Raw genomic sequence first — 25,660 nt, forward strand, 5'->3', positions numbered from 1 at the left:
CCTAGCCACCACGGAGCGAGTCTTACGAGCGACGTTCGCGGCCCGTCTCGCGGCCGAGTGGTCGAAGTGCATGCGACGAAGTCGCAAGTCTCGACCGCTCGGCCGCGAGACACCAGGGGACCGCGAACACGCAGCGCCACAGCCGCTGCGAATCAGCCACAGAGTTCGCGCAGTTGTTCGATCAGTTTGACCCGTTCGGCCGGGGTCGCCGCCATCGGCACCACGTTCAGCACCGTGACACCTGCCGCACGGAATGCGGCGATCCGCTCCTTTACGAATCCGGCCGGGCCGACCAGCGAGATATCCCGAACCAGATCGTCCGGGACCACCTTGACGGCCTCTTCCTTCTTGCCCGCCAGATACAGCTCTTGGATCCGGTCCGCCTCGGCGCCGTAGCCGTACTTGGTGGCCAGCGTGTGATAGAAGTTCTTGCCCTTGGCGCCCATGCCGCCGATGTAGAGCGCCAGATGCGGTTTCACGAATTCCAGTAGCGGCGTGACATTCTCGCCGATGGCCAGCGCGGGCCCGGCGTAGACGTCCAGCTCGCCGAGGGTCGGATCACGCTTGGCCAGACCGGCATCCAGTGATTCGCCCCAGATTTCCTTGGCCTTCTCCGGTACGAAGAAGATCGGCTGCCAGCCCTCGGCGATCTCCGCGGCCAACTCCACATTCTTCGGGCCGAGCGCGGCCAGCAGCACCGGAATACGTTCGCGTACCGGATGATTGATCAGCTTGAGCGGCTTGCCCAGGCCGGTGCCCCGGTCGGCGGGCAGCGGGATCTGGTAGTACTTGCCCTGGTACTCCAGCCGCTCGCGACGCCATACCTTGCGGCAGATCTCCACCAGTTCCCTGGTGCGACCAATGGGTGCGTCATAGGGCACGCCGTGGAAGCCCTCGATCACCTGCGGGCCCGATGCGCCGAGGCCGAGCACATAGCGACCGTCGGAGACGAAGTCCAGGCCGGCGGCGGTCATCGCAGTCAGGCTGGGCGTGCGGGTGTAGATCTGCAGGATGCCCGAGGCCAGCTGCAGCCGAGTGGTCTTGGCCGCCAGATATCCGAGCGCGCTCACCGCGTCGAACGAGTAGGCCTCCGGCACGAACACGATGTCGAGTCCGGCCTTTTCGAGGTCGGCCACCTCGGCGGCCGCCTCTTTGAAGCCGCCCGAGTAGTTGATGCTCAATCCGATCCGCATAGCACTCAACCTAACCGCAGCTACGCACCGGCCGCGCACCGGCCACCCCGGCGCGAGCGGTAGCGTATTCGCCGTAGTTCTCCACTGTCGTCGCAGGAAAACGAAAGGCCACTCGCCGTGTCGCAGCCCGCCTTCGCTGAGGCCACCCTCGCGCAGTACCTGACCGACCTGGCCGCGAAGGTACCCGCACCAGGTGGCGGCGCCGTCGCGGCGCTGCACGCCGCACAGGGCGCCGCACTGGTCGCGATGGTCGCGCGCTACACCACCCGGGCCAAGGATGCCGAACACCGGCCGGTCATCGACCGGATCATCGAGGCGGCCGATGCGGCTCGCGAGCGCGCGCTGGCCCTGGCCGACGCCGATGCGGCGGCGTTCACCGCCGTCGGCAACGCCTACAAGTTGCCGAAGGATTCCTCCGAGCAGGCCGCCGCGCGGACCGAAGCCATTACCGCCGCGCTGCTCGAGGCCGCCCGGGTGCCCGCCGCGGTCGTCGACGAGGCCGACGAGGTGCTCTCACTCGCCACCGAACTGCTGCCGATCGGCAATCCCAATGTGGTCACCGATATCGGCGCCGCCGCCGACGCGGCGCGGGCCGCGGCCACCAGTTCGCAGCTCAATATCGAGATCAATGTCCGCTCGCTCAGCGCCGAACAGGGCGATAAGTTCGCCACGGTGCTGATCCGCGTCGACGAGATCACCGCCCGCGCGGACGCACTGCACGCCGATGTATTGCACGCCGTCCGCGGCTGAATTAGACCGAACGGTCTGATCGTTTGTTCGGTGCTATGCCGGGTATGTCGCCCCTATACGAAACTGTGGACTTGGACGGCCGTTACAGAACCGGTACGTCGAGTTGATCATGAAGTCCTAGAATGGATTTCTGCGTCCCACACCAGCGTGAAGGGGTGGACCATGCGGAACGCACTCAGATACCTGTTCTTCGCGACCACGGTCGTCGCCTTGGCGGCGTTCGGGTCCGGAGCGGCAATCGCCACAACGATTCTGAAACCCAACGTCGACGCGGTCGCGACGATTTCCCCGTCGGCAGGCCAGATAGTCGGCATCGCGGCACCGGTGACGATTCGATTCGCCAATCCGGTCACCAACCGCGACCGAGCCGAACGACTGGTCGATATCCGAGCCACCGACCCACTCCCGGGCGCTTTCTCGTGGGCAAGTGATCGTGAATTGACTTGGACGCCAACAAGTTTCCTGCCGGCCCGGGCGCCGATCTCGGTGCAGGTCGGTAACGCGCGCACGGAGTTCCGCACCAATGCGGGCGTGGTGGCCGATGCCGACATGTCGGCGCATACCTTCACCGTGAGCATCAGCGGTGCGGTCGCGCGGTCGGTGCCCGCATCCATGGGCAAGCCTGGGTACGAGACACCGACAGGTACCTTCCCGGTGCTCGAAAAGTTCCGTTCGGTCGTCTTCGACTCGCGCACCATCGGGATCCCGCTGAGTTCGCCCGAAGGCTACGTCATCAATGGCGAGTACGCCGAACGCCTCACGTGGGGTGGCGTTTTCGTGCACTCCGCACCGTGGTCGGTGGATTCGCAGGGCTATGCCAATGTCAGCCACGGCTGCATCAACCTGGCTCCCGATGACGCCGCCTGGTACTACCAGACCGTCGGCGTCGGCGATCCGGTCACCGTGCACTGGTGAGCCGTAAGCAATCCGTTTTCCTTCGCGACACCTCCTCTCAATTTCGTCACGGGCAGCAAACCTGGCAGTATCCTGCCGAGGTTGATACAACTGCGGGACACACGTGATCGTATGACCTGATGAAGGTGGGGCGATGGATCGACCGGATATGACCTCGCGGGCGAATTCCGGCCCGCAGCCGGGCGCTGCGCCACAACAGCCGCTCGGTGCGCCGAGGGCATACCAGACTCCGACACCGCCGAACCCGTTCCATCGGATCGGCTGCACAGAGGACGACGCGCCGACCGGGCCGATTCCGCGGATCCCGCTCGACGGCGCACCCATCGACACCGGTCCACTACGCCGCGTGCCGATCGACCGCGCCGCAACACAATCCGGACCGCTGCCCCGAGTTCCGGTCGACCGTGCGCCGACGAATACGGACCCGTTCCGGCGCATTCGTGGTCAACAAGTTCCCAGCGGCCAGGCTCCGAATCCCCAGGGCGCCAGGCAAACCGGGCCGATACCGCGGATTCCGATCCAAGAAGGTCCCCCGCGTCAACCCTCGGTTCCGCACGTCTCGATGCGCCAAGCGCCGACTGCGCAGGACGACGAGCACGGATCGCTGACGTTGCCGGAACCGATCCGTCAGGTGCACGTCAGCCGGAACCCGAGCCCTCCTGCGCCCGCCGTGCCGCGTCCGCCTGCTCCGCAAGATCCGAGTTGGCATGCGCCTGTTGCCCAGGACCTGAACCGGCAGGACCCGAACCGGCAGGGACCGATTCAGCGAGATCCGATGCGCCAGAACCCGATTCACCCAAGCGTTTTCGACACAGACCCCACTCGACAAGATCCGAACCATTACGCACCGGACCCATACGAGCAGGATTTGGTGCGGCACAACCCGATTCAGGCAGCGGATGGGGAATCCGCGCAGTATGAGCTCGACTATGGAGGCGACTGGTCCGAATGGGTCGAGGAACTTCCCGCGGAGCCGAAACCGACTGCGCCGGACTACTTCCGGCATGAGGAGGCCTTGGCTGCCATGATCGATCGGTCCGGTCGGAATCGGTCGAAGCGCCGGTGGATGCCGGTGCTGGTCGGGTCGGTCGCGGCGGCCGGACTACTCGTGGTGGCGTTCGTGCAGATTCAGCCGGAGCCGCAACCGGCGACAGTGGCCTCGTCCACGCCCAGCCAGGTCGCGGTCTCCGGATCCACGTCCGCGGCACAGTGCCCGGCCGAGCGGGTCGGGGACACCATTACCGGCAACGGCGCGGGCGGGCTGGATTCCGGACCGGGTGTCATCTTCGCGTTCCAGTACGCCTATTACGTCACCCGATCCGGTGTTGCGACCCGAGAGTTCGTGGCGCCCAACGCATCCGTCTCTCCCGCCGGGACGATTCAACAGGGCATCGATGGCATTCCGGCCGGCACCACCCACTGCATCAGCATTACGCCGGGAGCCTTCGCCGGGCAGTACCTGGTGCAGGTGACCGAGCATCGACCCGATTCGACATCGATCACCTACAAACCCCAGGTCGTCACGACGGCGCGGGTGGGCAACCAGACCCTTATCACCGGAATCGGCGCGGCCTGACCGTCACACCGGCGAATTCCACGGCACCAGTACGATTTTCCCGCGGACGCGCCCGGATTCGCTCAGGTGATGGGCCTTGACCACCTCGGCCATCGGCAGCACCTGATCGATCTCCACGTGCAACCGGCCTGCCTCGAACAGGGCGGCCAGCTCGCCTAGATCGCGGCCTGACGGATTGACGTACAGCCGCTCGTACCGCGGATCCTCCTCGGTATCATTGCCCTGCGCGTCGATCAGGCGTCCGCCCGCGGTCAGCACCCGTAGCGACCGCGATCCGTAGTCATCGCCGACGAGATCGAAAACGACATCGACATCACGCACCGCCTCCGCGAAATCGGTTGTCGTATAATCGATCACCTCATCCGCGCCGATCTCCCGCAGGAATTCGTGGTTGGCGGCGCGAGCCGTACCGATCACATACGCGCCGCGGTCCTTGGCGATCTGCACCGCGAAATGTCCGACACCCCCCGCCGCCGCATGGACCAGCACGCGTTGTCCGGCAACGACTCGGGTGAGCCCCTGCCAGGCGGTCAGCACCGCGGTCGGCACGGCGGCCGCGTGGATGTGATCCAGGATCGCCGGTTTCGGCGCGAGGATATCCGCCTGCGCCACAACGTATTCCGCATAGCCGCCGGACCGGCTGAGCACCATGCCGTAGACCTCGTCGCCGACCCGGAATTGCTCGACACCGGCGCCGACCGCATCGACGATCCCGGACACATCGAAGCCCAGGGTGAACGGCGGATCCCCGAGTTTGCGTATCAGCCCGGACCGCAGCTTCCAGTCCGCCGCATTCATACCGGTGGCGGCGACTTGCACCACCACCTCGCCCGGTCCGGCGCTCGGCCGATCGACCTCGACGATTTCCAGGACCTCGGGACCACCGAATGTTTGTTGCGTGATTGCGAGCATGCCACTGATTCTGCGGTCCCCTAGTATCCAAGGGAAAGAAGGCACTTCAATGATCCCGAGGTACCCGATGGATACCATTGTCGACTGGTCCGGCTCCGACAACCTGGTCAAGAGCTATCTGACCAACTGCCCGGCGCGCGAAGTGCTGACGGTGCTCGCCGACAAATGGGTGCTGCTCGTCCTCGGCGTACTGCGCATGGCGGGCGAGCCGGTGCGCTTCAACGATCTGCGCCGTCGACTCGACGGCATCACCCAGAAGATGCTCACCCGCACCCTGCGCAACCTGGAGCGCGACGGACTGGTCCGCCGCGCCGTCTACCCCACCGTCCCGCCGCGAGTCGAGTACTCGCTGACCGATCTGGGGGCCAGCCTCGGCGAGCTCAGCCACGCGATGGGGGTCTGGTCGGTGCAGCACCAGGGCGAAATCGTTACCGCCCGTGATGAATTCGATAATCGCACCGACCCTGAACCCATCTGAACACCTCAGGCGGCCTGTAGGAGGTCACCGCCGGAGGCCAGGGCGGCGTAGCGACCGTCGGAGTCCATGAGCTCGCGGTGGGTGCCGCGTTCGATGATCTGGCCGCGGTCGAGCACGACGATCTGCTCGGCGTCGCGGATGGTGGAGAGCCGGTGCGCGATGGTGATGGTGGTTCGGCCTTCCGACAGCGCGTCGATTGCGGCCTGCACCTCCTGCTCGGTCCGGTTGTCCAGCGCGCTGGTGGCCTCGTCGAGCACGAGAATCGGCGGATTGCGCAGGATCACCCGTGCCACCGCCAAACGCTGCTTCTCGCCGCCGGAGAACCGATAGCCGCGCTCGCCGACCAGCGTGTCGTAGCCGTCCGGCAGGCTCACGATATGGTCGTGGATCTGCGCGGCCCGCGCCGCGGCGTACAACTCCTCGTCGGTCGCATCGGGTTTGGCGAAGCGCAGATTGTCCGCGACCGAGGTGTGGAACAGGTAGGTCTCCTGCGAGACCACGCCGACGGCGGCGGCGAGATCGGCAAAGGACAAGTCCCGCACATCGATTCCGTCGATCTCGACCCGGCCGGATGTCACGTCGTAGAGTCGCGCCACCAGGTAGCCGAGTGTGGTCTTGCCCGAACCGGTTTCGCCGACAATCGCCAGACTGGTCCCGGCGGGCACAGTGATGTCGATGTCCTGCAACACATTCCGCGTCCCGGATCCATAGGTGAAGCCGACGTGCTCGAAGCGGACCTCGCCCTTGACACCCGAATCCGGCACCGGCACCGGCTTCATCGGTTCCTCGATATCCGGCTCCAGGTCCAGGTATTCGAAGATCCGACCGAACAGCGACATGGAACTCTGCACCTCCACCCCGGTGTTCAGCAACTGCACCATCGGCCGCAACAGGCTCGTCTGCAAGGTCGTGAAGGCGACCAAGGTGCCGACCGAGACCAGCGGATGTCCCGCTGCCACGGTCGATCCCGCCGCCCAGTAGACGATCGCGGGCATGGCCGCCATCACGATCTGAATCGTCGACTGCCGCCACCGACCGGCCATTCCGGACCTGATCTCCAGGTCCACCAGCCCACGCGACTCCTTCGCGAAATCGTCGACCAGCGCGGGCGCGCGGCCCATCGTGCGCCCGAGCAGAATGCCACTCACCGACAGCGATTCCTCCACGATCGCCGACATGCCTGCCAATTTCTGCTGCCGCTGCGCGGTGATCTTCCTGCGTTCGTCGCCGACGCGCCTGCTGATCCAGACGAAGAACGGCAGCATGATCAGTGAGACCAAGGTGAGCCGCCAGTCGAGGGCGATCATGGCGATCACCGAGGCGACTACGGTGGTGAAGTTCGAGACCAGTGAAGTCGCGGTCGAGGTGACCGTCGATTGCATGCCGCCGATATCGTTGGCGATCCGCGACTGCACTTCGCCGGTGCGGGTAGTCGTGAAGAACGACAACGGCATTCGCTGCAACTGCGCATACACCGCGGAGCGCAGATCGTGCATGACCTCTTGACCGACCGCGGTGGAGATGTAGGTCTGGAGCACGCCGAAGATGCTCGTGAGTGCGGCGACCGCGACCATGCCTGCCGCGAGGGCGGTCAGCAGACCGGTCCGGCCGTGCGGCAGGGCGTCGTCGAGGATGCCGCGCAGCATGAACGGCGATGCCAGCGCGACCAGTGACGACAAACCGACGAGCGCGGCGACCAGTGCCAGGCGCGCGCGATACGGCCGAAACAGCCGGACGATCCGGCGAAGTTGATGTGGGGGCTGCATAGGCGCCTCCTTCCGAGGACTACGTCATGAAACTGAGCATGACTCATAATTGTTCCCGAAACAATGAGTTATGCTCAACAAATGGATATCGCGCTCGATCCCGATCTCCCCGAGCTGTTCCTGCGCACCGCGAAACGCATCCGCCGCAACCAGGTCGCGCGACTCGCTCCCCTGGGAATTACCCCAGGTCAGGCCCGCGCTCTCCGCATTTTCGGCCACCACGACGAGCCCCTGCGTATGGCGGCAATCGCCGACCACCTCGGCATCGTGCCGCGATCCGCCACCACCGTCGTCGATGCGCTCGAAGCCGCAGGCCTGGTCTCGCGCGCGCCCGACCCGGCCAACCGCCGCTCGACCCTGGTGACGCTGACCGACTCCGGCAGGGCCGCGCTCTCGCAGATGGCCGCGGCCCGCCGTGCGGCCGCCGAGGAGGTATTTGCCGGCCTGAGCGAACAGCAGCGCACAACGCTTCGCGATTTGCTTGCCGCACTCGATTCGGAGGCGTCGGTCGGCCCAACGAATATCTCGCCGACCGCATCGCCGCCCCGGGGCTGAATCGGGGCATGCTGGACTTCACGCCGTAACCCGTCTACTGGACCCCCGCGGCCATCGCCGAACCTCCGGCCTGCTTTCCACCTACCTCGTCCGCATGCAACGCGCCACCCACAAGGCCCGCCGCGGCTGGCCTCACCCCGCGACATCCACGCCGTAGCCGCGGGCCAAGGCAGCCAGGTCGGTGGTGTAGCCCTGACCTACGGCACGCAGTCGCCAGACGTCGCCGCGTAAATAGATCTCGGCCAGCAGCAGGGTTCGTTCCTCGGTCGCGGCGTCCAGGGTGGCTCGGGCGACAATTGCGCCCTCGGTGCCGGGTGTTGCCTCGATCTCGATGGCGCCGATATCGCCGAAAGTCATGCCATCGCCGTCGAGCACCGCCGCGACGACAATGCGGCAGCAGTTGTCCGGAAGGCTGTCGAGGGACAGCGCAAGGGATTGCTCGTTCGGACCGTCCGCGGCCAGGCGGGCACCGGAGGCTTCGGGCTGGTTGTAGAAAACGAAGTCCGCATCGCTGGCGACCTGCTCGGCACCGTCGACGAGGAACGCGACAAGGTCGACCTCCCAGGTGCCGCTCTGCGTCCACGACGCACGCAGGTTCCATTCGCCGCCGTGTTCCGCGATCGGCAGATCGATCACTTGCCCGCGGACGAGCAGCATGACCTCATCCGAAAGCGCGGCACCGCGAGTCGACAACGGAGTCGCCGTGGTCCCGTCGACCAGTTCCGGACCGTGTACCCGCAACCCGAGTTCGGTTGCTTTCGAATACCGACGATCACTAACTGCGCCGGCCAGCGCGAGTACGTCGACGTCGGTCACGCTCGCCGACATATTCACCGCGACCGATCCACCTAGTTCCGCGATCCGGGCGCGGGCCGATGCCGCCTCGTCATGGGTGCCACCGAGCACCAAAAAACGTGATCCAGACAGCGGTCCCTGGGGCTGCGCCGCGCGCTTCGTGGCAGGTTCTCGCGGTGCCGGCGCAGATGTGGGACCGGCTGCATCCTTGCGCCGCCCGGGCAGCACATCCTCGAGCAGTTTCAAGAATCCGGTCTCTGCGACGATCGGCGTACCGAACTCGATTGCCTTGCGCGCCTTGTCCGTTGCCGAGTTCGGCGAATTCGTCACCAACAAGCTGGTCCGTCGGCTCACCGCACCGGTCACATCCAACCCGGCCGCTTCGGCCCGACCCACCAGCTCGATTCGATCGGTCGAGGTATCACCGGTGATCGCGATCTTCATCCCCTGCACCAGTCGCCTGCCGGTCTCGAGCCGACCGGGATATACGAAGGCACACGGTATTTTGGGTCCGCTACGCGACTGCGGCATCCCCTGGCGGCTCTGATAGTTCTCCTTCGGCGGGCAGACCAACAGTGGCGGTGCGATTCCCAGCCCGGCCGCGTCGGCGATCAGCGCGCGCAGCACTGCGGCCAGCACTCGGGCATCGTCGAGTGCATTGTGCGCGTGTGCTTGTCGAACGCCATAGTGCGCCGCGAGAGTGCCCAGCTTGTAGTCGGGCGTCGGCGGCGATACTCGGCGAGCGAGCGCGAGCGTGCACAGCCGCCGCGCCACCGGGAATACCGCGCCCGCACGGGTGAACTCATCGGCGAGGAAGCCGTAGTCGAATTGGGCGTTGTGCGCGACCATGACCCGATCGGTCAGTAGACCCGAAAGTTGTTCGCGCACATGCTCGAATGGCGGCCATCCACGCAGCACATCCCTGGTCAGACCATGGATGTGCACCGGACCCGGATCGCAGCCCGGATCGATCAAGGTGTGGAACTCGTCGGCGACACTGCCGTCGCTCGCGAGCGTCAATGCCGCTACCGACAGTACGCGGTGATCGCCTGCCCGAAGCCCCGATGTCTCCACATCGACGAGGGTGAACGACCCGAATCCAGGATCGAACGGTGAACGGTGGACCATCGCATTCCCCTGCATGAGCAACGCATCGGTGCTGTGCGGGGGAATGTTGCAGCGGATCGGCGCGTCGTGCGGTTCGCGTTGCGCGTACCGAAGTCCTTGGAGCGGTGCGTGTTAGGCGGGGTGGGTGTTTTCGGCGGCGGTTACTACATGGCGCATGAGGAGGGCGGTGGTTACCGGGCCGACGCCACCGGGGACGGGACTGAGGGCGGCGGCCTTACCGCGGACGGTTTCCGCGGCTACGTCCCCGACGATTTTGCCGTCGGGGGCTTCGTTGGTGCCCACGTCGATGACGGTGGCGCCCTCGCGGATGTGTTTGCCGGTGACCAGACCGATGCGGCCGGCGGCGGCAACGACGATATCGGCGGCGGAGGTGACGGCGGGGAGGTCGGTGGTGCGGGAATGGCAGATGGTGACGGTGGCGTTTTCGGCGAGCAGGAGTTGAGCAAGGGGCTTGCCGACGATATTGGAGCGGCCGACGACGGCGACATGCCGTCCGGCGAGCGGGATTTCGTGATGCTTCAGTAGTTCGACGACGGCCTCGGAGGTGGCGGGGACGAAGCCGTCGAGACCGGAGGCGAGCAGGCCGAGCGAGAGCGGGCTGACGCCGTCGACGTCCTTGCCGGCGGCGATGGCTGAACTGACATCGTCGAGGGTGACACCGGCGGGCAGCGGGGTCTGCAGCATGATCGCGTCGATGGCGGTATCCGCGCTGCGGGCGGTGAGTTCGTCGCGGATCCGCTCGATGCTCGCGTCGGCACCGAGTTCGATGGTGTCGCAGGCGATTCCGAGACGTTCGGCGGCCTTGCGCAGCGAGTTCACGTACCACGCGCTGGCCGGATCGTCATTTGCCACGATCAAGGCCAAGCGCGGCGCGGTTCCGCTCGCGGTGAGCGCGGCGGCGCGCTGCTTGGTGTCGGCGTTGATGGCGGCGGCGAGTTCTTTGCCGGACAGCGAAACGGTATCCACGTTGTCACACCTTATCGGCTGCACCGCGGGGCCGGTTTCGGCGGGCACCCCGCGCGCCGCCCGGTTTACCCGGATACCGGAAACAACGCCTGGCAATTACCAGGTTATTGCTGTTACCAGTCGTATTGTGATTGTGCTTGCCCATGGCTAACTGTCAGCTGACTTACCGAAAGCCCCGTTTCACGCGTGGAAAGGTGTCGACTGTAGTGAAGATCTCGAGGCATTGGAAACTATGGGTCGCGACCGCGTTCGCGGCCGCGGCCATCACCGGGCTATCCGGCGCACCCGCCATCGCGGCGCCGGAAACCGACGCCCTCTACAACTCCGCCCAGCGCGCCTTCACCGACGGCGACGATGCCGCCGGCCGCGCCGAACTCCGACAGCTGATCGCCGCCGACCCGGCCGATGCCGAGGCCCTTTCGCTGCAGGCGATCTGGTCGCAGTACGCCAATGACCTGCCCGCCATGGCCGATGCGCTGGCCCGGCTCACCGCCGTCGACCCGGCAATGGCCCAGGGCACCAATAATGTGCTCGGCGCGATCGGCGCCGCGATCGCCACCCTGCCGAATCCGCTGCCATCGATTGTCGGGCCGCAGACCGGAATCGTGGTGCTCGGCTACGGCCTGCTCCCGGACGGCTCGCTGCGCCCCGAGCTGGTGAACCGGCTGACCGCGGCGTGGTTGCAGGCGGTCGCTTCGCCACTTTCACCGATCGTCGTCACCGGCGGAAACCCGCAGAACGGGATCACCGAGGCCGAGGCCATGCGGGCCTGGCTGGTCGGCAAGGGGCTGCCCGAATCCCGGATCAATGTCGAGAGCCGAGCCGGATCGACGGTGCAGAACGCGTTGTTCAGCACCAGGATGCTGCGCGATGTCGGCGCGAACAGCGCGGTCGTGGTGACCTCGCCGAACCACATCCGGCGAGCGGTCGCCGATTTCATTGTCGCGGGCACTCAGGTGGTCGGCGCGACCACCTCACTCGAGCAGCTGGTATCGCAGTTGCCGCCGCCCGCCAGGCAGGCGCAGCGCGGCATCTACCTGGACGCGACGCGGACGTTCCAGCTCGCCACCGCACGCTGAGCGCATTGGGTCCGAGCGTGCTGAAATGACGTAAATCGCGCAAATGTGCACGCTCAGACCCACCGCACCCCGTCCACACGGCACGATATCCCGATGACACCAACCGGAGATGTGGTCGCGCAACTGCGCGCGGCAGGCTGTGTATTCGCCGAGGACGAGGCGCGGCTGCTCATCGCCGCGGCAGCGGAGACCGGTGCCGATCTCAGCGACTTGGTCGCACAACGGGTTTCCGGAACACCGCTGGAATACCTGCTGGGCTGGACCGAATTCCACGGCATCCGCATCGCCGTCGCGCCTGGCGTCTTCGTACCTCGCCAGCGCACCGCCTTCCTCGTCGATGAGGCCGCCGAACTCGCCCGCGCCATGCCTCAGCACCCTGTTGTCGTCGATATATGTTGCGGCTCAGGCGCATTGGGTCTCGCGCTGGCACATGTTCTTGCCACCGAAGGCCGCCCGATAGAACTCGCCGCCACCGATCTCGAACCCGCGGCGGTCGAATGCGCCCGCCGCAACCTCACCCCGATCGGCGCGCCCGTCTACGCAGGCGACCTTTTCGAGCCGCTCCCCCGTGAATTGTGCGGCCGAATCAATATCCTGCTCGCCAACACCCCGTACGTGCCATCCGAGATGATCGCGAAAATGCCGTCTGAGGCACGCGATTACGAACCGCGCACCGCCCTCGACGGCGGACCGGACGGCCTGGATATCTTCCGCCGCGTCGTCGCCGCGTCCCGTACCTGGCTCGCGCCGGGCGGCCACCTACTGGTCGAATCCACCGAAGCCCAGGCCCTGCCATCGATCACCGTCCTCACCGCGCACGGCCTAACCGGCCGCATCGCCGAATCCGACGAGCTCTACTCCACCGTCGTCATCGGCACAAAGCCCGATGTGTGATTCAGATCACCGCCCGACGCCGATGAAATCGATATGGCTGCTCGGTCCATCCGGATGACCCATCCGAAAGGCGGAGCACACCATGACCTCTGACGAGATCCAACTGTGGACACAGGCCGAGCGCCTCGAACTCGCCGATTTCCTCGACGATCTCGAAGACCACGAGTGGGGCGTCTCATCACTGTGCGGCGACTGGACAGTGCACGAGGTCCTCGCCCACGTGACGCTGTCGAATCGCGTCACGCTCGGGCAGACGCTGCTCGGTGTGCTCCGGGCTCGCGGCGATTGGAACCGGATGACCGCCGACCTCGCCCGCGAGCGCGCCGCCCGATTCACGCCGGCCGAACTCATAGCCCAACTTCGCGAGTCGGCCGGCTCGACGCACCGGGCCCCGGGCGCCGGACCGCTCGATCCGCTGGCCGACATCATCATTCACGGCCAGGACATCGCACGACCGCTCGGACGCGTGCGGGAAGTACCGACGAAACCCGGTGTCGCCGCACTCGATCACATCATCGGGAGTCGCTTCTACGGTGCGCGCCGACGCTTGCGCGGCTTACGGTTGACTGCCGTCGAGGCCGACTGGTCGGCGGGCGACGGCCCGGACGAGATCCGCGGCCCCCTCAGCGATCTGCTGCTGGTGTCGACGGGCCGCGTGGCGGGACTGTCCGGTCTGGCCGGATCCGGCGTAGCGCGGCTCACCACGACGTTCTGAGGCCGTTACTTCTTGCGACCGGTGAACTTGTCCATCGAGTGGTACACGCCAACCGAATTCAGGAACAGATCGCGCAGCTTGATCGGCAGCAGACCGGAGATCGCCTTGTTGAGCCGGGATGTCCACGGCAGGATCACCAGCGCAGTGCCCGCTTTCATTTCGCGCCACGAGGTATCGACGACATCGTCCTGTTCGAGAATCGGCGTGAACAGGAAACCCTTTGCACCATCGAACATTCCGGTATTGATGTAGGTCGGACAGACCGTGGTGATCCGCACATGATCGTGGCCTGCCTGTTCCAGTTCGATACGCACCGAATCCGACCAGCCAAGCGCCGCCCACTTCGAGGCCGCGTACACGCTCATGCGCGGATTGGAGACCAGACCCGCCGAGGACGCGATGGTCATGACGCGCGCCGTACCCGTACCGCGCACCATCGCGGGCAGGAATTCGAGCGTAATATACATCGGCGCAAGGGAATTGATCGCCATCGTCTTATCGATATCGGCGCGATCGGTGGTGTCCCAGAAGTAGCTGTTGCCGCGCACGATGCCCGCATTGTTGATCAGGATGTCGATATCGCCGACGTCGGCGCGTACCGCCGCCGCGGCCTCGCCGATGGCGTCCTGCGCGGACACGTCGACCACATAGTGATGGATCGCGACGCCGCGGCCGGACAACTCGACCGCGGTTTCCTTCAGCGCGGATTCGTTGATATCCCACAGCACCACGGCGGCCGCACCCTCACGCACCGCACGCTCGGCGAACAGCTTGCCCAGGCCCATTGCTGCGCCCGTGACCAGGACCTTCTTATCGGCTACGGTGTCCAGTTTCATTCGTCCCCATCCTGATTTCGTCGTGAAATAGCTTCTGGCGCCATTACTTTTGGCGCAGCGCCTTCATGACGCCGAAATACAGCGTCATGGTCTTCGCCCACAGTTCCGCGGACATGCCGGGCAGCGGTGCGATCGGGAGCATCCGCTGCACCGCGATGGTCTGGGTGTCGATGTACTTCAACAAGCCCTCTGGACCGTGCCGACGGCCGGTACCCGAAATGCCGAGCCCGCCCGATGGCGCGTCCGCACTACCCCAGGCCGCGATGAAGCCCTCGTTCACATTCACCGAACCCGCATTGATGCGCGCGGCTACCTGACGACCTCGATCGACATCCTTGGTCCAGACACTCGCATTGAGCCCGTACGCGGTGTCATTGGCCTGCTCGACCGCCTCGTCGTCGCTGCCGACCCGATAGACCGACACCACCGGCCCGAAGGTCTCCTCGCGATACACCGTCATCCCAGGCCGCACCCCGGTCAGCACGGTCGGCTCGTAGAAGTACGGTCCGAGATCGGGACGCGCCTTTCCGCCCGCCAGCACCTTCGCACCCTTCGCGACGGCATCGTCGACATGCGCACTGACGGTGTCCAATTGGCGCTGGAACGTCAAAGACCCCATATCACTGGTGTAATCGAGCGCACCGCCCAATTCGATCGCCCGCACATGCTCGATGAATTCGCCGACGAACTGGTCATAGACCTTGTCGTGCACATAGATTCGCTCCATCGACTCGCACAGCTGCCCCGCCGAGGCGAAGCAGGCCCGAATCGCGATCTTGGCCGCCCTGGGCACATCCGCATCGGCCAGCACCAGCAGCGGGTTCTTGCCGCCGAGTTCGAGCGAATAGCCGATGAGCCGCTCCCCGGCCTGCTGCGCGATGGTCCGGCCGGTCGCACTGGACCCGGTGTAGTCGACATAATCGGCGCGCGCGATAACCTCACCGCCGATCACCGAACCACGACCGAGCACCGCCTGCCAGAGTCCGCGCGGCAGCCCGGCGCGCTCGGCGGCATCGATGGCCCACAGTGCGGTCAGGGCGGTCTGGTTGTCCGGCCGCGCGACGACGGCATTTCCGGCGGCCAATGCGGGCAGGGCGTCGGAGACGGCCAGGGCCAGCGGATAGTTCCACGGCGAGATCACCGCGACCACACCCTTGGGCCGATGCCGCACATCGACCTGGGTCAATACCGGCAGCACACCGCGCGGCTTGCGGGTGGCCAGCAGCTTGTTCGCGACCGACGCGTAGTACCTGGCATTGACCGCCACATCCCCGACCTCGTCGAAAGCATGCGCCCGGGACTTGCCGGTCTCGGTCTGCACGATATCGAGGATGGCGTCCTGTTCGGCCAGCACGATGTCGTGGAATTTCCGCAGCACCGCGACCCGCTCACGGACCGAGCGCCGCGCCCATACCTGCTGCGCGGTGCGCGCGGTCGCGAAGGCGGTCTCGATATCGCCGGTCGAGGACTGCGGCAGGTCCGCGATCTTGCGCCCAGTCGCGGGTGCGAAGACCTCGACCGCGGGTGCCCCGCCCGCGATCGCACGATCTAGCAGGGGTTGCACCAGGGCCGCGGGCAGGGCCTTCGGTTCGGTCAGCTGGCGGGCGGTCGTCATTGTCGGCCCTCTCCTGGGTCGGGCGCCTGTGCTGGACGAGGCGGTAAGCCGGGTTCAGCTATTTTCTGAACACTAGTGTTAGATTAATGTCGGTGCGGCACCTCGTGTCAAGCTGTCGGGTGTGGCACACAGATGGATCAGGCTTCGAGTTGTGAGGCATCACCATGTCCACTGACACTTCCCAGACGAATGGCGCGGCCCGGCGCGGCCGGCCACCACAGACCCAGGAGCAAGCCGAGGAGGTACGCGCCCGCATCGTGCTCGCCACCGCGGCGGTATTCACCCGCGGCGGCTCGCGCGGACTCAGCGTCGCCCAGATCATCGAACAGGCCGGACTGGCCCGACCCACCTTCTACCGCTACTTCGGCAATGCCACCGAACCGCTGCACGTCGTACTGGAGGCATCCAACGACGGCCTCGTCGACGGCATCCGCACAGCACTGACGGGTCCCGACGAGCCCGTCGAACTCGGCATTCGTCTCATCGATGCCTACCTCGGCTGGGCCCGCGGGCACGGTGCGATGCTGCGGCCGTTGTTCGCCGAACTGCACGACCCGGCCTCACCGGTATCGGCCTATCGCGAACGGGCACTGGACGATATCCGCGCGCTGGTGCGCGAAACGTTCACCGAATTGGGCCGCCCGGTCCCCTCACCGCTGGATCTCGATGCGGCCCTGCATGTTTGCGAGTACGTGGTCTACCGGATTTCGGCGGGTACCGCGCCCGGCGCCGAGCCGGACGCGGAAACCGTCGCCGCCGGACGGCTCACCATGATCCGCGTGCTGCTCACCACGCTCGGTACCCGCGCCGACCTCGAATACGCCATGACACTGCCGGGCATCTTCCCGGCCGCGGAGTGAATCTACAGATCGAGTTCGAGTTCACCACCGCGAGAACGCGATACGCAGGTGAGCATCGCACGGTTCCGATCGCCGGGCAGTAGCGCCCGGTCCCGGTGCTCGACCTCACCGGCGAGGACACCCGCCCGGCACGTTCCACAGAAACCCTGCTGGCAGGAGTACGCGACACCGGGCACCGCCCGCCGGATCGCGGTCAGCGCGGACTCATCGGCCGCGACATCGACCTCGGTTCCACTGCGGCGCAATCGAATACGGAACGGCGCGCCGTCGCTGACCGGTACCGCCGAGAAGCGCTCGGTGTGCAGCGAGGCCGTCGGATCGTGTAACAGCAACACCCTGCGCGCGGCTTCCGCCAATGCCGGTGGTCCGCAGACATATACCGCGGCACCGGTCGGCGTCTGTTCGAAGATCATCCGCGGATCCGGCACCCCGAACTCGTCATCGGGTCGAACCACCACATCACCACCGGTGAAGTGGGCAAGCTCGTACAGGAACGGCATCCGCGCCCGCGAGCGCCCGAAATACATGAGCCGCCACGGTATTCCGGCGCGTTCGGCGGCGGTGACCATCGGCAGAATCGGCGTGATCCCGATACCACCCGCCACGAAGAAATACTCCGGTGCTTCGATGAGCGGGAACGCATTGCGCGGGCCCCGCGCCCACAGTCGGTCGCCGACGCGCAGCTGCTCGTGGATCTCGCGGGAACCACCGTCACCATCGGGGATGTACCGCACCGCGATTCGGTAGCAGCTGCGATCCTCCGGGTCGCTGTTCAGCGAATACTGCCGTTGCCGACCCGAGGGCAGGAATACATCGATGTGGGCGCCCGGCGTCCAGGCGGGCAGGTCCGCGCCGCCTGGATCGCACAGGGTCAGGCTGACCACCTCGTCGGCCTCGGCCTCGATTCCCATGATCGCCAGCTCGAAATCGTAGCCGGTGCGCCGCACCGGCTGTGGCCGCGAAAGCAGCTGCGCCGCTTTCCCTTCGGTGAATACCCGCTTGTAGGTGTCCACTGCCGACGCGATCATCCGCAGCCCGGCTCCCGGCCGGAACTGCTCTTCCACGGCAGTCATGCGCGTGCCCGTGCCGCAGGCGACTGCGCCAGGTAGCGCAGTGCGTTATCCATCGGACCGAGTTGGGAGGGATGGAATCCCGGCCGCAGGTACCGCGGAATCTCGGTCAAGAAGGTGGTGAAGTTCGGGACCACACCGCGCAGCGAGGCGCTGGCCATCTGTAGCGGCCACCACCGACCCTTATTCGGCGATGGGTCCTGTTGGAAGAGGTAGGCACTCGAAATCACGAACAGCGCGAGCAATCCCGAACTGGCGATCAACGCCTGACGCGCCTTGCGGGCATAGCCGCCGTCGAGATGCATGTACGCGTCGTAGACCACGCTGCGATGTTCGACCTCCTCGGCGCCGTGCCAGCGGACCAGATCCAGCATTGCCGGATGCATCCCCTTGGCCGCCAATTTGTCGTTGGTGAGCAGCCATTCGCCGATGACGGCGGTGTAATGTTCCATTCCCGCGAACAGGGCCAGTCGCTCGCACAGCCATTCATGTCGGGCCCGGCCGGACAGTCCGTGGTCGCCGAGCAGCCGATCGATCAGCCAGGCGACGCGATCCACCATCGGCCCGACCTCGAGTCCGAGGCGTTCCAACTGGTGGCGGGCCTTTTCGTGGGAACCGGCGTGCATCGTCTCCTGACCGATGAAGCCACGGACCTCTTCCCGCAATCGCTCATCATCGATCAGCGGTAAGGCCTCGGCCAGCGCCTGCGCCATGGCCCGCTCGCCTTCGGGGAGCACCAGGTGCATCACATTGATGATGTGGGTTGCCATGACTTCGCCGGGGATGTAGTGCATCGGCACCGAATCGAAATCGAAGCTGACGTCCCGCGCGTTGATGGCATGAGCCTGATCGGCGTAAGCAGTGCCCATCTGATGGTCCTCACGTCTGGTCCCTGGACGATCAATGTATTGCCGACATCAAATGCTGTCAACATCACATGATGTCAACTTCCCCGCTATGGGAGGATCGAGCCATGAACGACGCCGCTTCCGATGGATCGATACCGGGGATGCGCCGCTGGCGCGGCACGCCCCCGGCCGACCGAATCGCCGCGCGCCGCGAACAGCTCGTCGAGGCCGCCATCGAGTTGATGGCCACGATCGGAGCCTCGGACATCTCCATGCGCGGGGTCTGCAGGCAGGCCGGACTCACCGAGCGCTACTTCTACGAGAGCTTCCCGAATCTGGACAAACTGCTCACCGCAGCATTGGAAGCGGTCGTGCTCGGCGCACAGGAACGCCTGCTCGCGGCGCTGGCCACCGCACCACCCGAACCGCAGAAACTATTTCGCCATGCCATTTCGGCATTCACCGATTATCTGGTCGAGGATCGCCGCCGCGGCCAGATCATGTTCGTGGAATCGCAGGCCACCCGGGTACTCGGCGACCGAGGAAATGAGCTCATCGAATTGTTCACCGCCCCGATTGCGCTCACGATCGGGTTGGGCGACGACGGACCACTTACCCCACCGGATCAGTACGAGAACAGCCTCAACTCGAACGCCATTTTCGGCGCGATGGCATATATGTACCGCCCGTGGCTGGACGGCACCATCGATATTCCACGCGAACGGTTCGACGATCACGCGACCAGCGTGTTGCGCAATATCGCGGCCGCACGGTCGGCCGAGCCGCCCGCAGGCGCTCTGACCAGCAATTAACCCTGTGTGGTTACCGAATCCCGATCCCGCGACCGTTCGAACACCATCGCGCGATCGGTGATCTTGCCGTGGCGCAGCGTGACCAGGTCGCGTAGGTAGTTCATGCGTAGGCGCCACGGCGCCTTGGCGCCCTGGATCGGGAATTGGCCCGCGGCGCGCTGTACATAACCCGGATTGAAATTCAGGAATAGCGACGCCGCGCCGACGGACGGATCGCGCACCGGCGTGCAGCGAGCGTATCCGTTGCCGTACATGTGGCGTAGCAGCCGAACGACGTACTCGCACACCAGATCCGCCTTCAGCGTCCAGGAGGCGTTGGTATATCCGATGATGTACGCGAAATTCGGCACGTCCGACAGCATCATGGCCTTATATGCCATATGTTCCGGGAGGTGCACCGACTGTCCGTCGACGGTGAATTCGATGCCGCCGAAGGCGAGTAGATTCAAACCTGTTGCGGTGATGACGATGTCGGCATCGAGGGTCGCACCGGAGGCGAGTGCCAGGCCCGTCTCGGTGAATGTCTCGACCTTATCGGTCACGATATCCAATCGACCCTTACGGATCGCGCGGAAGAAATCGCCATTCGGGGCCAAGCACAGTCGCTGATCCCAGGGGTTGTAGGTCGGGGTGAAATGGGTATCGATGTCGTAGCCCTCGGGCAGCCAGCGCCGCTGCCAACCCTTGATACGCTGGCGCATGTATTGCGGATACCGTTGGCTCAGTTGGTAAATCGCGGTTGCCAGCGCCACATTTTCGGCCCTGGCCACCGCATAGGCGGCGCGGGTCGGCAGGAATTTGCGCACCTTGACGGCGAGGTCGTCGCGGGCCGGTGCGGAAATGATGTAGCTCGGTGAGCGTTGCAACATCGTCACGTGCGCGCCCTGGTCGGTCAGGGCGGGTCCCAGCGTAACCGCGGTCGCGCCGCTGCCGATCAGCACCACCCGCTTGCCCGCGACATCCAGATCACGCGGCCAGTGCTGCGGGTGGATGATCGGCCCGGCGAAACGCTCGGTGCCCACGAATTCCGGAGTGTAGCCCTCGTCATAGCGGTAGTAACCGGAGCAGCAGAACAGGAATCCAGCTGTGAGAGTCACGGTTTCGCCCGTATCGGTGCGTTCGGCGCGCACCGTCCACCGGTTTTCCTGCGACGACCATTCGGCGCCGACGACCCGATGGCGGAAGCGGATATGGCGGTCGATCCCGCTCTCGGCGGCCGTGGCGCGCACATAGTCGAGGATGTCCGCGCCGTCGGCGATCGAATACTCCCCCAACCACGGACGGAAGCGGTAGCCGAGGGTGTACATGTCGGAATCGGAACGAATTCCCGGATAGCGGAACAGGTCCCAGGTGCCGCCGATCGCGTCGCGGCTCTCCAGAATCGTGTAGCTCTTCTCCGGGAAGGCTCGCCGCAGGTGATACGCCGCGCCTATGCCGGACAATCCGGCACCGACAATGAGCACATCGACGTGCTCACCAGCGATCCTCATCGATCTCGTCCTCCGATATTCGGCGGCGCGATTCGCACCGGCTTCACCCCCAGCCTATCCGTTGCGGTCCAGCCGAGGATCGTGACGCCGGAGGCGGCGAGAACGTCCGGTTTCGAGGATCTGTGTTTCGATGGAACCGTTTCGTCGGCGCGTGCGTCTCTATGATCAGACGGGACTAGTGGAAGGGGCCACCGCTATGGCTGTTGGCAGCGCGTTCGGCGGGTATATCGAGGATGCGAAGGCCGGGGCGCTGAAGGTGCGGATGGAACCGCAGGCGTTTCTGGATATCGACGCGGCCTGCCAGAACTTGATCGACGAGCTTACGGTCGCGCAATACGATGCCCGGTCGCTCGGCGAGAAAGAGTCCTGGGGCCTCGGCGAGAACAATCCCCGACTCACTTCCGCGATCGAGCTGGTGAAGTTGTTCCGGGACAAGGCGTTCGGCGGCCCGAACAACGCCTACGACACCCTCGGCGACTACATAACGGTCGCCACCGAGATCCAGAACCTCTTCAAAACCATCCGCGACGCCTACGAGCAGACCGACGCCGAGTTCGCTCGTCGGATCCGCGAGATCCGCGTATGAGCCGACGATCGCGACCCGATCGGCGGTCGGCTGGTGTAGCGGTGTCGGCGGCCCTGCTGGCGCTTCTCGCCGCATGCACGAACGACAAGGGCTCACCGACCCCGGAGACCACCGCATCCACCGCCGCGGCCGGCTCGTCCAGCACCACCGCGACCGCCTTCGATCCCTGCACGGCCTTGACGCCGCAATTCCTGGCTCAGCATCAATGGGATGCCCGAACTCCGGAGCACAAGCAAACAACCACCGGCGCATTCACCTGGACAGGCTGTGCCTACCTGGCGCGAGCGCGCTATACCTTCGGTATCCAGACGACCAACGGAACCCTCGCCCAGCTTCGCGAAAAGTTCCCCACCGCAACCGAACTCACCATCGACGGCCGCAAGGCCCTACGCTATGAGGCCCGCCCTGACGTCGGCGGCGGCTGCACCATCAATATCGAGATGAAATCGGGCTCCCTCTACATCCTCGTAGACGACCCCCGCGGCCTCCACCCACGCAAACTCTCCCCTTGCGATAACGTCACCGAAATCGCCGAAGCCGTCGCCCCACTCCTCCCTCGAGGCAGCTGACTGATCTCGCCGAGCGGGCCTTGCGGTTCTACCAGCCCAACTACCTGCGGCGCAGCAGAACTCCGCGAATAAAGGCGGCCTGGCCGGCGTGCTGGATATCGTCGTCCACGACGCTGATCAGCCGCACACCGAGGGTAACCGGCGGATCCCAGCGAGTGTCGACGATGCGGGGCAGGTCGGCATCGGTGAGTCCGGTTACGTAGTCGATCGTCTGCGTGTGCACCGCGTCGTAGTAGCCCAACAGCAGCTCTGCCGAAATCCCGCCGAGCTCGGCGACCTCCCCGTCGCGGTGCCCGTAGCCGGTCGCCTCATCGGCGAACGGCAGGTCGAACCTTTTGGCCCAGCCCGCCGCCGTCCACACTTGTTCGAGTCCCGCCACGTCCGCGATGTGGTCGTCTTGCACCCGGGTCAGATGCCAGATCAGCCAGGCGATGGAGTTGGCGTCCGGATCGATCTGCGCCGCCAGCTCGTCCTGTCCGAGTCCCTCGACCGCGCCGTGCACATTCTCCCGCACCCGTCCGAAGGCATCGACCAACAACTCAGCGCTCGTCATGTCCTCATGCAAGCACAGAGTCGTCGCCGATATTCCCGATCGCGCCGTCATCCGCCCAGCGGCAACAGAAGGTCGGCCGATTCGAGGTCGAGCAGTGCTCGTTTGGCAGGTAGCCCGCCCGCGTAACCGGTCAGGGATCCGTCGGCCCCGAGCACGCGGTGGCATGGAAGCAGGATCAGCAGACGGTTGCGAGCCAGCGCGCCGCCGATCTTACGGGCGTCGGCTGGAGTGCGGCCGAGTTGTCGGGTCAAGGCACCGTAGGTGGTTGTCCGGCCGTATCCCGTGGTCGCCTCGAGCGTCTGCAAGACCTCTCGATCGAACGCGCTCATATCCGTCAGATCCATCGGTACCGTGAACCACCGGCGTTCGCCGGTGAGGTATTCGTCGATTTGACCTGCGGCGGCCACCAGATGCTCACGCGCCATGGTGTTTTCGCCGATTGGTCCAGTCGGCAGCCCATCGGTGAACGCAACCAGGGTGACACCGGTCTGGTTCGCTTCGATCAGCAGATTGCCCAGTGTCGAGACGTGCACGAGTCGTGCGATGGCGGTATCGGACATGATGTTGCTCCTCTCTGTCGAGCCTTCATCAGGTAGACGCTCCCCAGCGCCGAAACGTGAGATCACCTGCCGGATTCGGCTTTCCATGCCGCGTAGGCGGCGGGCAAGCAGACCGCGCACGGGCGGTAACCGGCGGCGATGGCGGTTTGTTGGTCGGCAAAGAAGACACGGTGGGCGCGGTAGTGGCCGCGCGCCAAGGCTCGCAAGGCCGACGGGCAGTCGAGGCGGCCGTACAGCTTCCCGCGCCGGTGACCGCCGTACCGGCCCGGGGTGGGGCTGGAATACGGGCGGCCGTCGGCGCCCGTCAGGATGTACATCTCATTCGGCGTCGTGCAGAACCAGGCCCAGGGTGTGTCGGTGACCGCTGCGAATTCGACTGACGCCGTGGCGAATCGGAGCGCGGGACCAACCGCGCGACGATGCTGTCGGCCGGTCTCGGGTGGTGAAGACGAGTGCGTGGCCCTGTTCCAGGATGGTGACCGTCGGTTTGGACTGCGCGCGGGGGCGTTGTTCGACCAGGAGGAATTCACCGCCGGTGTGGTCGATGCCGGGGCGGTCCAGGCCGATCACGACTTGCAGCGGGAAGACGAGCTCGCCGTAGAGATCCCGGTGCAGCGCGTTCCAGTCACCTTCTGTGTAGCGCAACAGGATCGGAGTCGCCTTCGTTTGACCGGCGGCGTGGCAGGCGTCGAGCCAATCGTCGAAATCGTCGGGCCATGGCGTGGGGTCGCCGAGTCGGTCGGCCCACGTACGGGCGATGGGCAGCAGTTTGCGGTAGAAAGCCCTCCGCAGCCGCATGATCGGCGCGGGGACCGGATCGGCGAAGTACCGGTAGGTGCCCTGGCCGAATCGGTAGCGGGCCATATCGATCGTCGACCGGAACCGGCCAAGATCCTCCCACATGGCGGTGAATTCGGCGCACTCGTCCGGACGCAGCAGCGGGCCGGTCTGGGCGCAGCCGTAGGCGTCGATCTCCTCGGTCAGATCGTGCCACTGCTGCGCTTCGACTCGTTCTTCCAGTGCGGCAAGGGTTTTCACTGCATCTCCTTTCACGCCGCTTCGAGCGTGAGCAGGGTGGTCTTGGCGGTAACGCCGCCGACGTACTGGCCGATCGAACCGTCGCTGCGCACCACGCGATGGCACGGGATGACCACCGGCAGCGGATTGTGGGCACAGGCTGAGCCGACCGCGCGAACCGCACGCGGATTACCGACGGCCGCAGCGACATCGGCGTAACTCTCGCGATGCCCGTAACCGATATCGCTCAGATGCTCGATCACCTGGCGCCGGAATCCGACGGTCAAACGCAGATCGAGTGGCAGATCGAATTGTGTTCGCGCACCGGCGAAGTACTCGTCGATCTCACGTGCCGCGGCGTCGAGACGCCCTGGGGCGGCCAGGACGCGCGGGCTGATGCGCTCGGCGAGTGCGGCGAGCACGGTGTCGTGGTTCTCGTTGGGGTAGGCGACCCGCACCAGGCCCGCTGGGGTGGCCGCGAGCAGCAAGGCGCCAACGGGGGTGTCCAGCGTGCGGTAGGCGACGTCGAGCAGGCCCGCGGCCTGGGCGTCGGCGACCAGCCGTCGACGCAATCGGGACAGGATCTCGGCGGAGTTCGGGTTCAGGCCGTCGAAGAGGCCGTCCGGATTCCGGTCGATAGTGGCCATCATGTTCGATCCTTCGGATAGAGCTTGCGCAATGTTTTGAGGCCGTCGGCAGCGGCGCGACGGGCGGCATCGGTCGAATTACCCAGTAGCTGAGCGATTTCGGCGTGCGGTAGACCCGCCAGGTAGTGGTAGGCCACCGCTCGTCGCTGCTTGGTCGGCAGCGACGCGAGCGCGTCCCACAGATCGGGGTCGTAATCGGCCGGGTCGGCATCGGGTGCCGTGCGTTCGGGCAGCGTTTCGGCGGGAACGGGTGCGCGGGTCAGTGCGCGCCCCACATCGATCGCGCGCCGATGCGCGATGGTGACCAGCCATGCCTCGATATTCGTCTTCGGGTCGAGGTCCGGATAGGCCCGCAGGGCCGACAGAAAAGTCTCCGACCAGGCATCGGGCGCATCCGTCGGACCGAGCACGGCTCGGCACACGCGCAGCACCATCGGGCCGTATTCGGCCACCACTTCCTCGAACGGAGGCAATC

The 25,660-nt window shown here is 65.6% G+C and carries 28 protein-coding genes; 12 read left to right on the forward strand and 16 right to left on the reverse strand.

What is annotated here, in order from left to right:
• Nucleotides 1–152: 152 nt before the first annotated feature.
• Nucleotides 153–1,193 carry an LLM class F420-dependent oxidoreductase gene (locus ACIBW7_RS17275; RefSeq protein WP_397047236.1) on the reverse strand — a complete coding sequence of 347 codons (1,041 nt, stop codon included), beginning with the start codon at nucleotides 1,191–1,193 and terminating at the stop codon, nucleotides 153–155.
• 117 nt (nucleotides 1,194–1,310) lie between these two features.
• Between ACIBW7_RS17275 and ACIBW7_RS17280 the strand changes: the two genes are divergently transcribed.
• The 3 genes from ACIBW7_RS17280 (at nucleotide 1,311) to ACIBW7_RS17290 (ending at nucleotide 4,434) form a co-directional block, all read left to right on the forward strand.
• Entirely contained in the window at nucleotides 1,311–1,943 is a 633-nt protein-coding gene (locus tag ACIBW7_RS17280) for a cyclodeaminase/cyclohydrolase family protein (protein WP_397047238.1), read from the forward strand.
• Between the two features lie 162 nt (nucleotides 1,944–2,105).
• On the forward strand, nucleotides 2,106–2,858 hold the full coding sequence (locus ACIBW7_RS17285; RefSeq protein ID WP_397047240.1) for a L,D-transpeptidase family protein: 753 nt from the start codon (nucleotides 2,106–2,108) through the stop codon (nucleotides 2,856–2,858).
• Nucleotides 2,859–2,991: 133 nt separating this feature from the next.
• The gene (locus ACIBW7_RS17290) at nucleotides 2,992–4,434 is read left to right on the forward strand and encodes a hypothetical protein (protein WP_397047242.1); all 1,443 of its coding nucleotides are present in this window, start codon (nucleotides 2,992–2,994) and stop codon (nucleotides 4,432–4,434) included.
• Between the two features lie 3 nt (nucleotides 4,435–4,437).
• On the opposite strand, the gene ACIBW7_RS17295 is transcribed toward ACIBW7_RS17290, so the two are convergent.
• Nucleotides 4,438–5,346, reverse strand: a complete 909-nt coding sequence (locus ACIBW7_RS17295) for an NADP-dependent oxidoreductase (RefSeq protein WP_397047244.1) — start codon at nucleotides 5,344–5,346, stop codon at nucleotides 4,438–4,440.
• A 67-nt stretch (nucleotides 5,347–5,413) separates the two neighbouring features.
• Here ACIBW7_RS17295 and ACIBW7_RS17300 point away from each other — a divergent pair, with 67 nt between their 5' ends.
• Complete coding sequence (locus tag ACIBW7_RS17300; protein WP_397047246.1) at nucleotides 5,414–5,824, forward strand: winged helix-turn-helix transcriptional regulator; 411 nt, start codon at nucleotides 5,414–5,416, stop codon at nucleotides 5,822–5,824.
• A 5-nt stretch (nucleotides 5,825–5,829) separates the two neighbouring features.
• Here the strand turns inward: ACIBW7_RS17300 and ACIBW7_RS17305 are convergent, their stop codons facing one another.
• Nucleotides 5,830–7,590, reverse strand: a complete 1,761-nt coding sequence (locus ACIBW7_RS17305; protein WP_397047248.1) for an ABC transporter ATP-binding protein — start codon at nucleotides 7,588–7,590, stop codon at nucleotides 5,830–5,832.
• A gap of 81 nt (nucleotides 7,591–7,671) precedes the next feature.
• On the opposite strand from ACIBW7_RS17305, the gene ACIBW7_RS17310 reads away from it, so the two are divergent.
• Entirely contained in the window at nucleotides 7,672–8,145 is a 474-nt protein-coding gene (locus ACIBW7_RS17310) for a MarR family winged helix-turn-helix transcriptional regulator (protein WP_397047250.1), read from the forward strand.
• Between the two features lie 132 nt (nucleotides 8,146–8,277).
• On the opposite strand, the gene ACIBW7_RS17315 is transcribed toward ACIBW7_RS17310, so the two are convergent.
• Together ACIBW7_RS17315 and ACIBW7_RS17320 are read right to left on the reverse strand one after the other, a co-directional pair.
• Nucleotides 8,278–10,068 (reverse strand): exonuclease domain-containing protein, encoded by a 1,791-nt coding sequence (locus ACIBW7_RS17315; protein ID WP_397047252.1) that lies wholly within the window; start codon nucleotides 10,066–10,068, stop codon nucleotides 8,278–8,280.
• A 111-nt stretch (nucleotides 10,069–10,179) separates the two neighbouring features.
• Entirely contained in the window at nucleotides 10,180–11,034 is an 855-nt protein-coding gene (locus ACIBW7_RS17320) for a bifunctional 5,10-methylenetetrahydrofolate dehydrogenase/5,10-methenyltetrahydrofolate cyclohydrolase (RefSeq protein ID WP_397047253.1), read from the reverse strand.
• Between the two features lie 206 nt (nucleotides 11,035–11,240).
• Here ACIBW7_RS17320 and ACIBW7_RS17325 point away from each other — a divergent pair, with 206 nt between their 5' ends.
• The 3 genes from ACIBW7_RS17325 to ACIBW7_RS17335 all read left to right on the forward strand — a co-directional run bounded on the left by ACIBW7_RS17325 (nucleotide 11,241) and on the right by ACIBW7_RS17335 (nucleotide 13,722).
• Nucleotides 11,241–12,113 carry a YdcF family protein gene (locus ACIBW7_RS17325; RefSeq protein ID WP_397047255.1) on the forward strand — a complete coding sequence of 291 codons (873 nt, stop codon included), beginning with the start codon at nucleotides 11,241–11,243 and terminating at the stop codon, nucleotides 12,111–12,113.
• Nucleotides 12,114–12,206: 93 nt separating this feature from the next.
• Entirely contained in the window at nucleotides 12,207–13,007 is an 801-nt protein-coding gene (locus ACIBW7_RS17330; protein WP_397047257.1) for a putative protein N(5)-glutamine methyltransferase, read from the forward strand.
• An 82-nt stretch (nucleotides 13,008–13,089) separates the two neighbouring features.
• Entirely contained in the window at nucleotides 13,090–13,722 is a 633-nt protein-coding gene (locus tag ACIBW7_RS17335; protein ID WP_397047259.1) for a maleylpyruvate isomerase family mycothiol-dependent enzyme, read from the forward strand.
• A 5-nt stretch (nucleotides 13,723–13,727) separates the two neighbouring features.
• Here the strand turns inward: ACIBW7_RS17335 and ACIBW7_RS17340 are convergent, their stop codons facing one another.
• Together ACIBW7_RS17340 and ACIBW7_RS17345 are read right to left on the reverse strand one after the other, a co-directional pair.
• Nucleotides 13,728–14,558 (reverse strand): SDR family oxidoreductase, encoded by an 831-nt coding sequence (locus ACIBW7_RS17340; RefSeq protein WP_397047261.1) that lies wholly within the window; start codon nucleotides 14,556–14,558, stop codon nucleotides 13,728–13,730.
• A gap of 43 nt (nucleotides 14,559–14,601) precedes the next feature.
• Nucleotides 14,602–16,173: a succinic semialdehyde dehydrogenase gene (locus ACIBW7_RS17345; protein ID WP_397047263.1), complete on the reverse strand. Its 1,572-nt coding sequence runs from the start codon at nucleotides 16,171–16,173 to the stop codon at nucleotides 14,602–14,604.
• Nucleotides 16,174–16,337: 164 nt separating this feature from the next.
• Between ACIBW7_RS17345 and ACIBW7_RS17350 the strand changes: the two genes are divergently transcribed.
• Complete coding sequence (locus tag ACIBW7_RS17350) at nucleotides 16,338–17,033, forward strand: TetR/AcrR family transcriptional regulator (RefSeq protein WP_397047265.1); 696 nt, start codon at nucleotides 16,338–16,340, stop codon at nucleotides 17,031–17,033.
• Nucleotides 17,034–17,035: 2 nt separating this feature from the next.
• On the opposite strand, the gene ACIBW7_RS17355 is transcribed toward ACIBW7_RS17350, so the two are convergent.
• Together ACIBW7_RS17355 and ACIBW7_RS17360 are read right to left on the reverse strand one after the other, a co-directional pair.
• The gene (locus ACIBW7_RS17355) at nucleotides 17,036–18,106 is read right to left on the reverse strand and encodes a PDR/VanB family oxidoreductase (protein WP_397047267.1); all 1,071 of its coding nucleotides are present in this window, start codon (nucleotides 18,104–18,106) and stop codon (nucleotides 17,036–17,038) included.
• A complete protein-coding gene (locus ACIBW7_RS17360; protein WP_397047269.1) occupies nucleotides 18,103–18,972 on the reverse strand; it encodes a metal-dependent hydrolase in 870 nt (289 codons plus the stop codon). The genes ACIBW7_RS17355 and ACIBW7_RS17360 overlap by 4 nt, the downstream gene beginning before the upstream one ends.
• 104 nt (nucleotides 18,973–19,076) lie before the next feature.
• On the opposite strand from ACIBW7_RS17360, the gene ACIBW7_RS17365 reads away from it, so the two are divergent.
• Entirely contained in the window at nucleotides 19,077–19,763 is a 687-nt protein-coding gene (locus ACIBW7_RS17365; protein ID WP_397047271.1) for a TetR/AcrR family transcriptional regulator, read from the forward strand.
• On the opposite strand, the gene ACIBW7_RS17370 is transcribed toward ACIBW7_RS17365, so the two are convergent.
• A complete protein-coding gene (locus ACIBW7_RS17370) occupies nucleotides 19,760–21,253 on the reverse strand; it encodes a flavin-containing monooxygenase (RefSeq protein WP_397047273.1) in 1,494 nt (497 codons plus the stop codon). The genes ACIBW7_RS17365 and ACIBW7_RS17370 overlap by 4 nt on opposite strands.
• A 130-nt stretch (nucleotides 21,254–21,383) precedes the next feature.
• Here ACIBW7_RS17370 and ACIBW7_RS17375 point away from each other — a divergent pair, with 130 nt between their 5' ends.
• Nucleotides 21,384–21,839: a hypothetical protein gene (locus ACIBW7_RS17375; protein WP_397047275.1), complete on the forward strand. Its 456-nt coding sequence runs from the start codon at nucleotides 21,384–21,386 to the stop codon at nucleotides 21,837–21,839.
• Between the two features lie 41 nt (nucleotides 21,840–21,880).
• A complete protein-coding gene (locus ACIBW7_RS17380; RefSeq protein ID WP_397047277.1) occupies nucleotides 21,881–22,408 on the forward strand; it encodes a DUF3558 domain-containing protein in 528 nt (175 codons plus the stop codon).
• A 40-nt stretch (nucleotides 22,409–22,448) separates the two neighbouring features.
• Here ACIBW7_RS17380 and ACIBW7_RS17385 read toward each other — a convergent pair whose 3' ends face one another.
• From ACIBW7_RS17385 to ACIBW7_RS17410, 6 genes are all read right to left on the reverse strand, one after another.
• On the reverse strand, nucleotides 22,449–22,961 hold the full coding sequence (locus tag ACIBW7_RS17385; RefSeq protein ID WP_397047279.1) for a DUF664 domain-containing protein: 513 nt from the start codon (nucleotides 22,959–22,961) through the stop codon (nucleotides 22,449–22,451).
• 47 nt (nucleotides 22,962–23,008) lie between these two features.
• Complete coding sequence (locus ACIBW7_RS17390; RefSeq protein WP_397047281.1) at nucleotides 23,009–23,521, reverse strand: methylated-DNA--[protein]-cysteine S-methyltransferase; 513 nt, start codon at nucleotides 23,519–23,521, stop codon at nucleotides 23,009–23,011.
• A gap of 62 nt (nucleotides 23,522–23,583) precedes the next feature.
• A complete protein-coding gene (locus ACIBW7_RS17395; protein WP_397047283.1) occupies nucleotides 23,584–23,838 on the reverse strand; it encodes an Ada metal-binding domain-containing protein in 255 nt (84 codons plus the stop codon).
• Between the two features lies 1 nt (nucleotide 23,839).
• Nucleotides 23,840–24,559, reverse strand: a complete 720-nt coding sequence (locus tag ACIBW7_RS17400; RefSeq protein ID WP_397047285.1) for a 2OG-Fe(II) oxygenase — start codon at nucleotides 24,557–24,559, stop codon at nucleotides 23,840–23,842.
• Nucleotides 24,560–24,570: 11 nt separating this feature from the next.
• The gene (locus ACIBW7_RS17405; RefSeq protein ID WP_397048150.1) at nucleotides 24,571–25,185 is read right to left on the reverse strand and encodes a methylated-DNA--[protein]-cysteine S-methyltransferase; all 615 of its coding nucleotides are present in this window, start codon (nucleotides 25,183–25,185) and stop codon (nucleotides 24,571–24,573) included.
• A complete protein-coding gene (locus ACIBW7_RS17410; RefSeq protein WP_397048152.1) occupies nucleotides 25,185–25,658 on the reverse strand; it encodes an RNA polymerase sigma factor in 474 nt (157 codons plus the stop codon). Before ACIBW7_RS17410 ends, ACIBW7_RS17405 begins: the two co-directional genes overlap by 1 nt.
• Nucleotides 25,659–25,660: the final 2 nt, after the last annotated feature.

Source organism: Nocardia sp. NPDC049526 (assembly GCF_044465765.1).
In the GTDB taxonomy this organism is placed as follows: Bacteria; Actinomycetota; Actinomycetes; order Mycobacteriales; family Mycobacteriaceae; genus Nocardia.

What these genes read in the sequence shown, in the direction of transcription:
- ACIBW7_RS17275 (WP_397047236.1), bottom strand. Translation starts at nt 1,193, where the DNA reads ATGCGGATCGGATTGAGCATCAACTACTCGGGCGGCTTCAAAGAGGCG.
- ACIBW7_RS17285 (WP_397047240.1), top strand. Translation starts at nt 2,106, where the DNA reads ATGCGGAACGCACTCAGATACCTGTTCTTCGCGACCACGGTCGTCGCC.
- ACIBW7_RS17290 (WP_397047242.1), top strand. Translation starts at nt 2,992, where the DNA reads ATGGATCGACCGGATATGACCTCGCGGGCGAATTCCGGCCCGCAGCCG.
- ACIBW7_RS17295 (WP_397047244.1), bottom strand. Translation starts at nt 5,346, where the DNA reads ATGCTCGCAATCACGCAACAAACATTCGGTGGTCCCGAGGTCCTGGAA.
- ACIBW7_RS17300 (WP_397047246.1), top strand. Translation starts at nt 5,414, where the DNA reads ATGGATACCATTGTCGACTGGTCCGGCTCCGACAACCTGGTCAAGAGC.
- ACIBW7_RS17305 (WP_397047248.1), bottom strand. Translation starts at nt 7,590, where the DNA reads ATGCAGCCCCCACATCAACTTCGCCGGATCGTCCGGCTGTTTCGGCCG.
- ACIBW7_RS17310 (WP_397047250.1), top strand. Translation starts at nt 7,672, where the DNA reads ATGGATATCGCGCTCGATCCCGATCTCCCCGAGCTGTTCCTGCGCACC.
- ACIBW7_RS17315 (WP_397047252.1), bottom strand. Translation starts at nt 10,068, where the DNA reads ATGGTCCACCGTTCACCGTTCGATCCTGGATTCGGGTCGTTCACCCTC.
- ACIBW7_RS17330 (WP_397047257.1), top strand. Translation starts at nt 12,207, where the DNA reads ATGACACCAACCGGAGATGTGGTCGCGCAACTGCGCGCGGCAGGCTGT.
- ACIBW7_RS17335 (WP_397047259.1), top strand. Translation starts at nt 13,090, where the DNA reads ATGACCTCTGACGAGATCCAACTGTGGACACAGGCCGAGCGCCTCGAA.
- ACIBW7_RS17340 (WP_397047261.1), bottom strand. Translation starts at nt 14,558, where the DNA reads ATGAAACTGGACACCGTAGCCGATAAGAAGGTCCTGGTCACGGGCGCA.
- ACIBW7_RS17345 (WP_397047263.1), bottom strand. Translation starts at nt 16,173, where the DNA reads ATGACGACCGCCCGCCAGCTGACCGAACCGAAGGCCCTGCCCGCGGCC.
- ACIBW7_RS17350 (WP_397047265.1), top strand. Translation starts at nt 16,338, where the DNA reads ATGTCCACTGACACTTCCCAGACGAATGGCGCGGCCCGGCGCGGCCGG.
- ACIBW7_RS17355 (WP_397047267.1), bottom strand. Translation starts at nt 18,106, where the DNA reads ATGACTGCCGTGGAAGAGCAGTTCCGGCCGGGAGCCGGGCTGCGGATG.
- ACIBW7_RS17360 (WP_397047269.1), bottom strand. Translation starts at nt 18,972, where the DNA reads ATGGGCACTGCTTACGCCGATCAGGCTCATGCCATCAACGCGCGGGAC.
- ACIBW7_RS17365 (WP_397047271.1), top strand. Translation starts at nt 19,077, where the DNA reads ATGAACGACGCCGCTTCCGATGGATCGATACCGGGGATGCGCCGCTGG.
- ACIBW7_RS17370 (WP_397047273.1), bottom strand. Translation starts at nt 21,253, where the DNA reads ATGAGGATCGCTGGTGAGCACGTCGATGTGCTCATTGTCGGTGCCGGA.
- ACIBW7_RS17375 (WP_397047275.1), top strand. Translation starts at nt 21,384, where the DNA reads ATGGAACCGTTTCGTCGGCGCGTGCGTCTCTATGATCAGACGGGACTA.
- ACIBW7_RS17385 (WP_397047279.1), bottom strand. Translation starts at nt 22,961, where the DNA reads ATGACGAGCGCTGAGTTGTTGGTCGATGCCTTCGGACGGGTGCGGGAG.
- ACIBW7_RS17390 (WP_397047281.1), bottom strand. Translation starts at nt 23,521, where the DNA reads ATGTCCGATACCGCCATCGCACGACTCGTGCACGTCTCGACACTGGGC.
- ACIBW7_RS17395 (WP_397047283.1), bottom strand. Translation starts at nt 23,838, where the DNA reads ATGTACATCCTGACGGGCGCCGACGGCCGCCCGTATTCCAGCCCCACC.
- ACIBW7_RS17405 (WP_397048150.1), bottom strand. Translation starts at nt 25,185, where the DNA reads ATGGCCACTATCGACCGGAATCCGGACGGCCTCTTCGACGGCCTGAAC.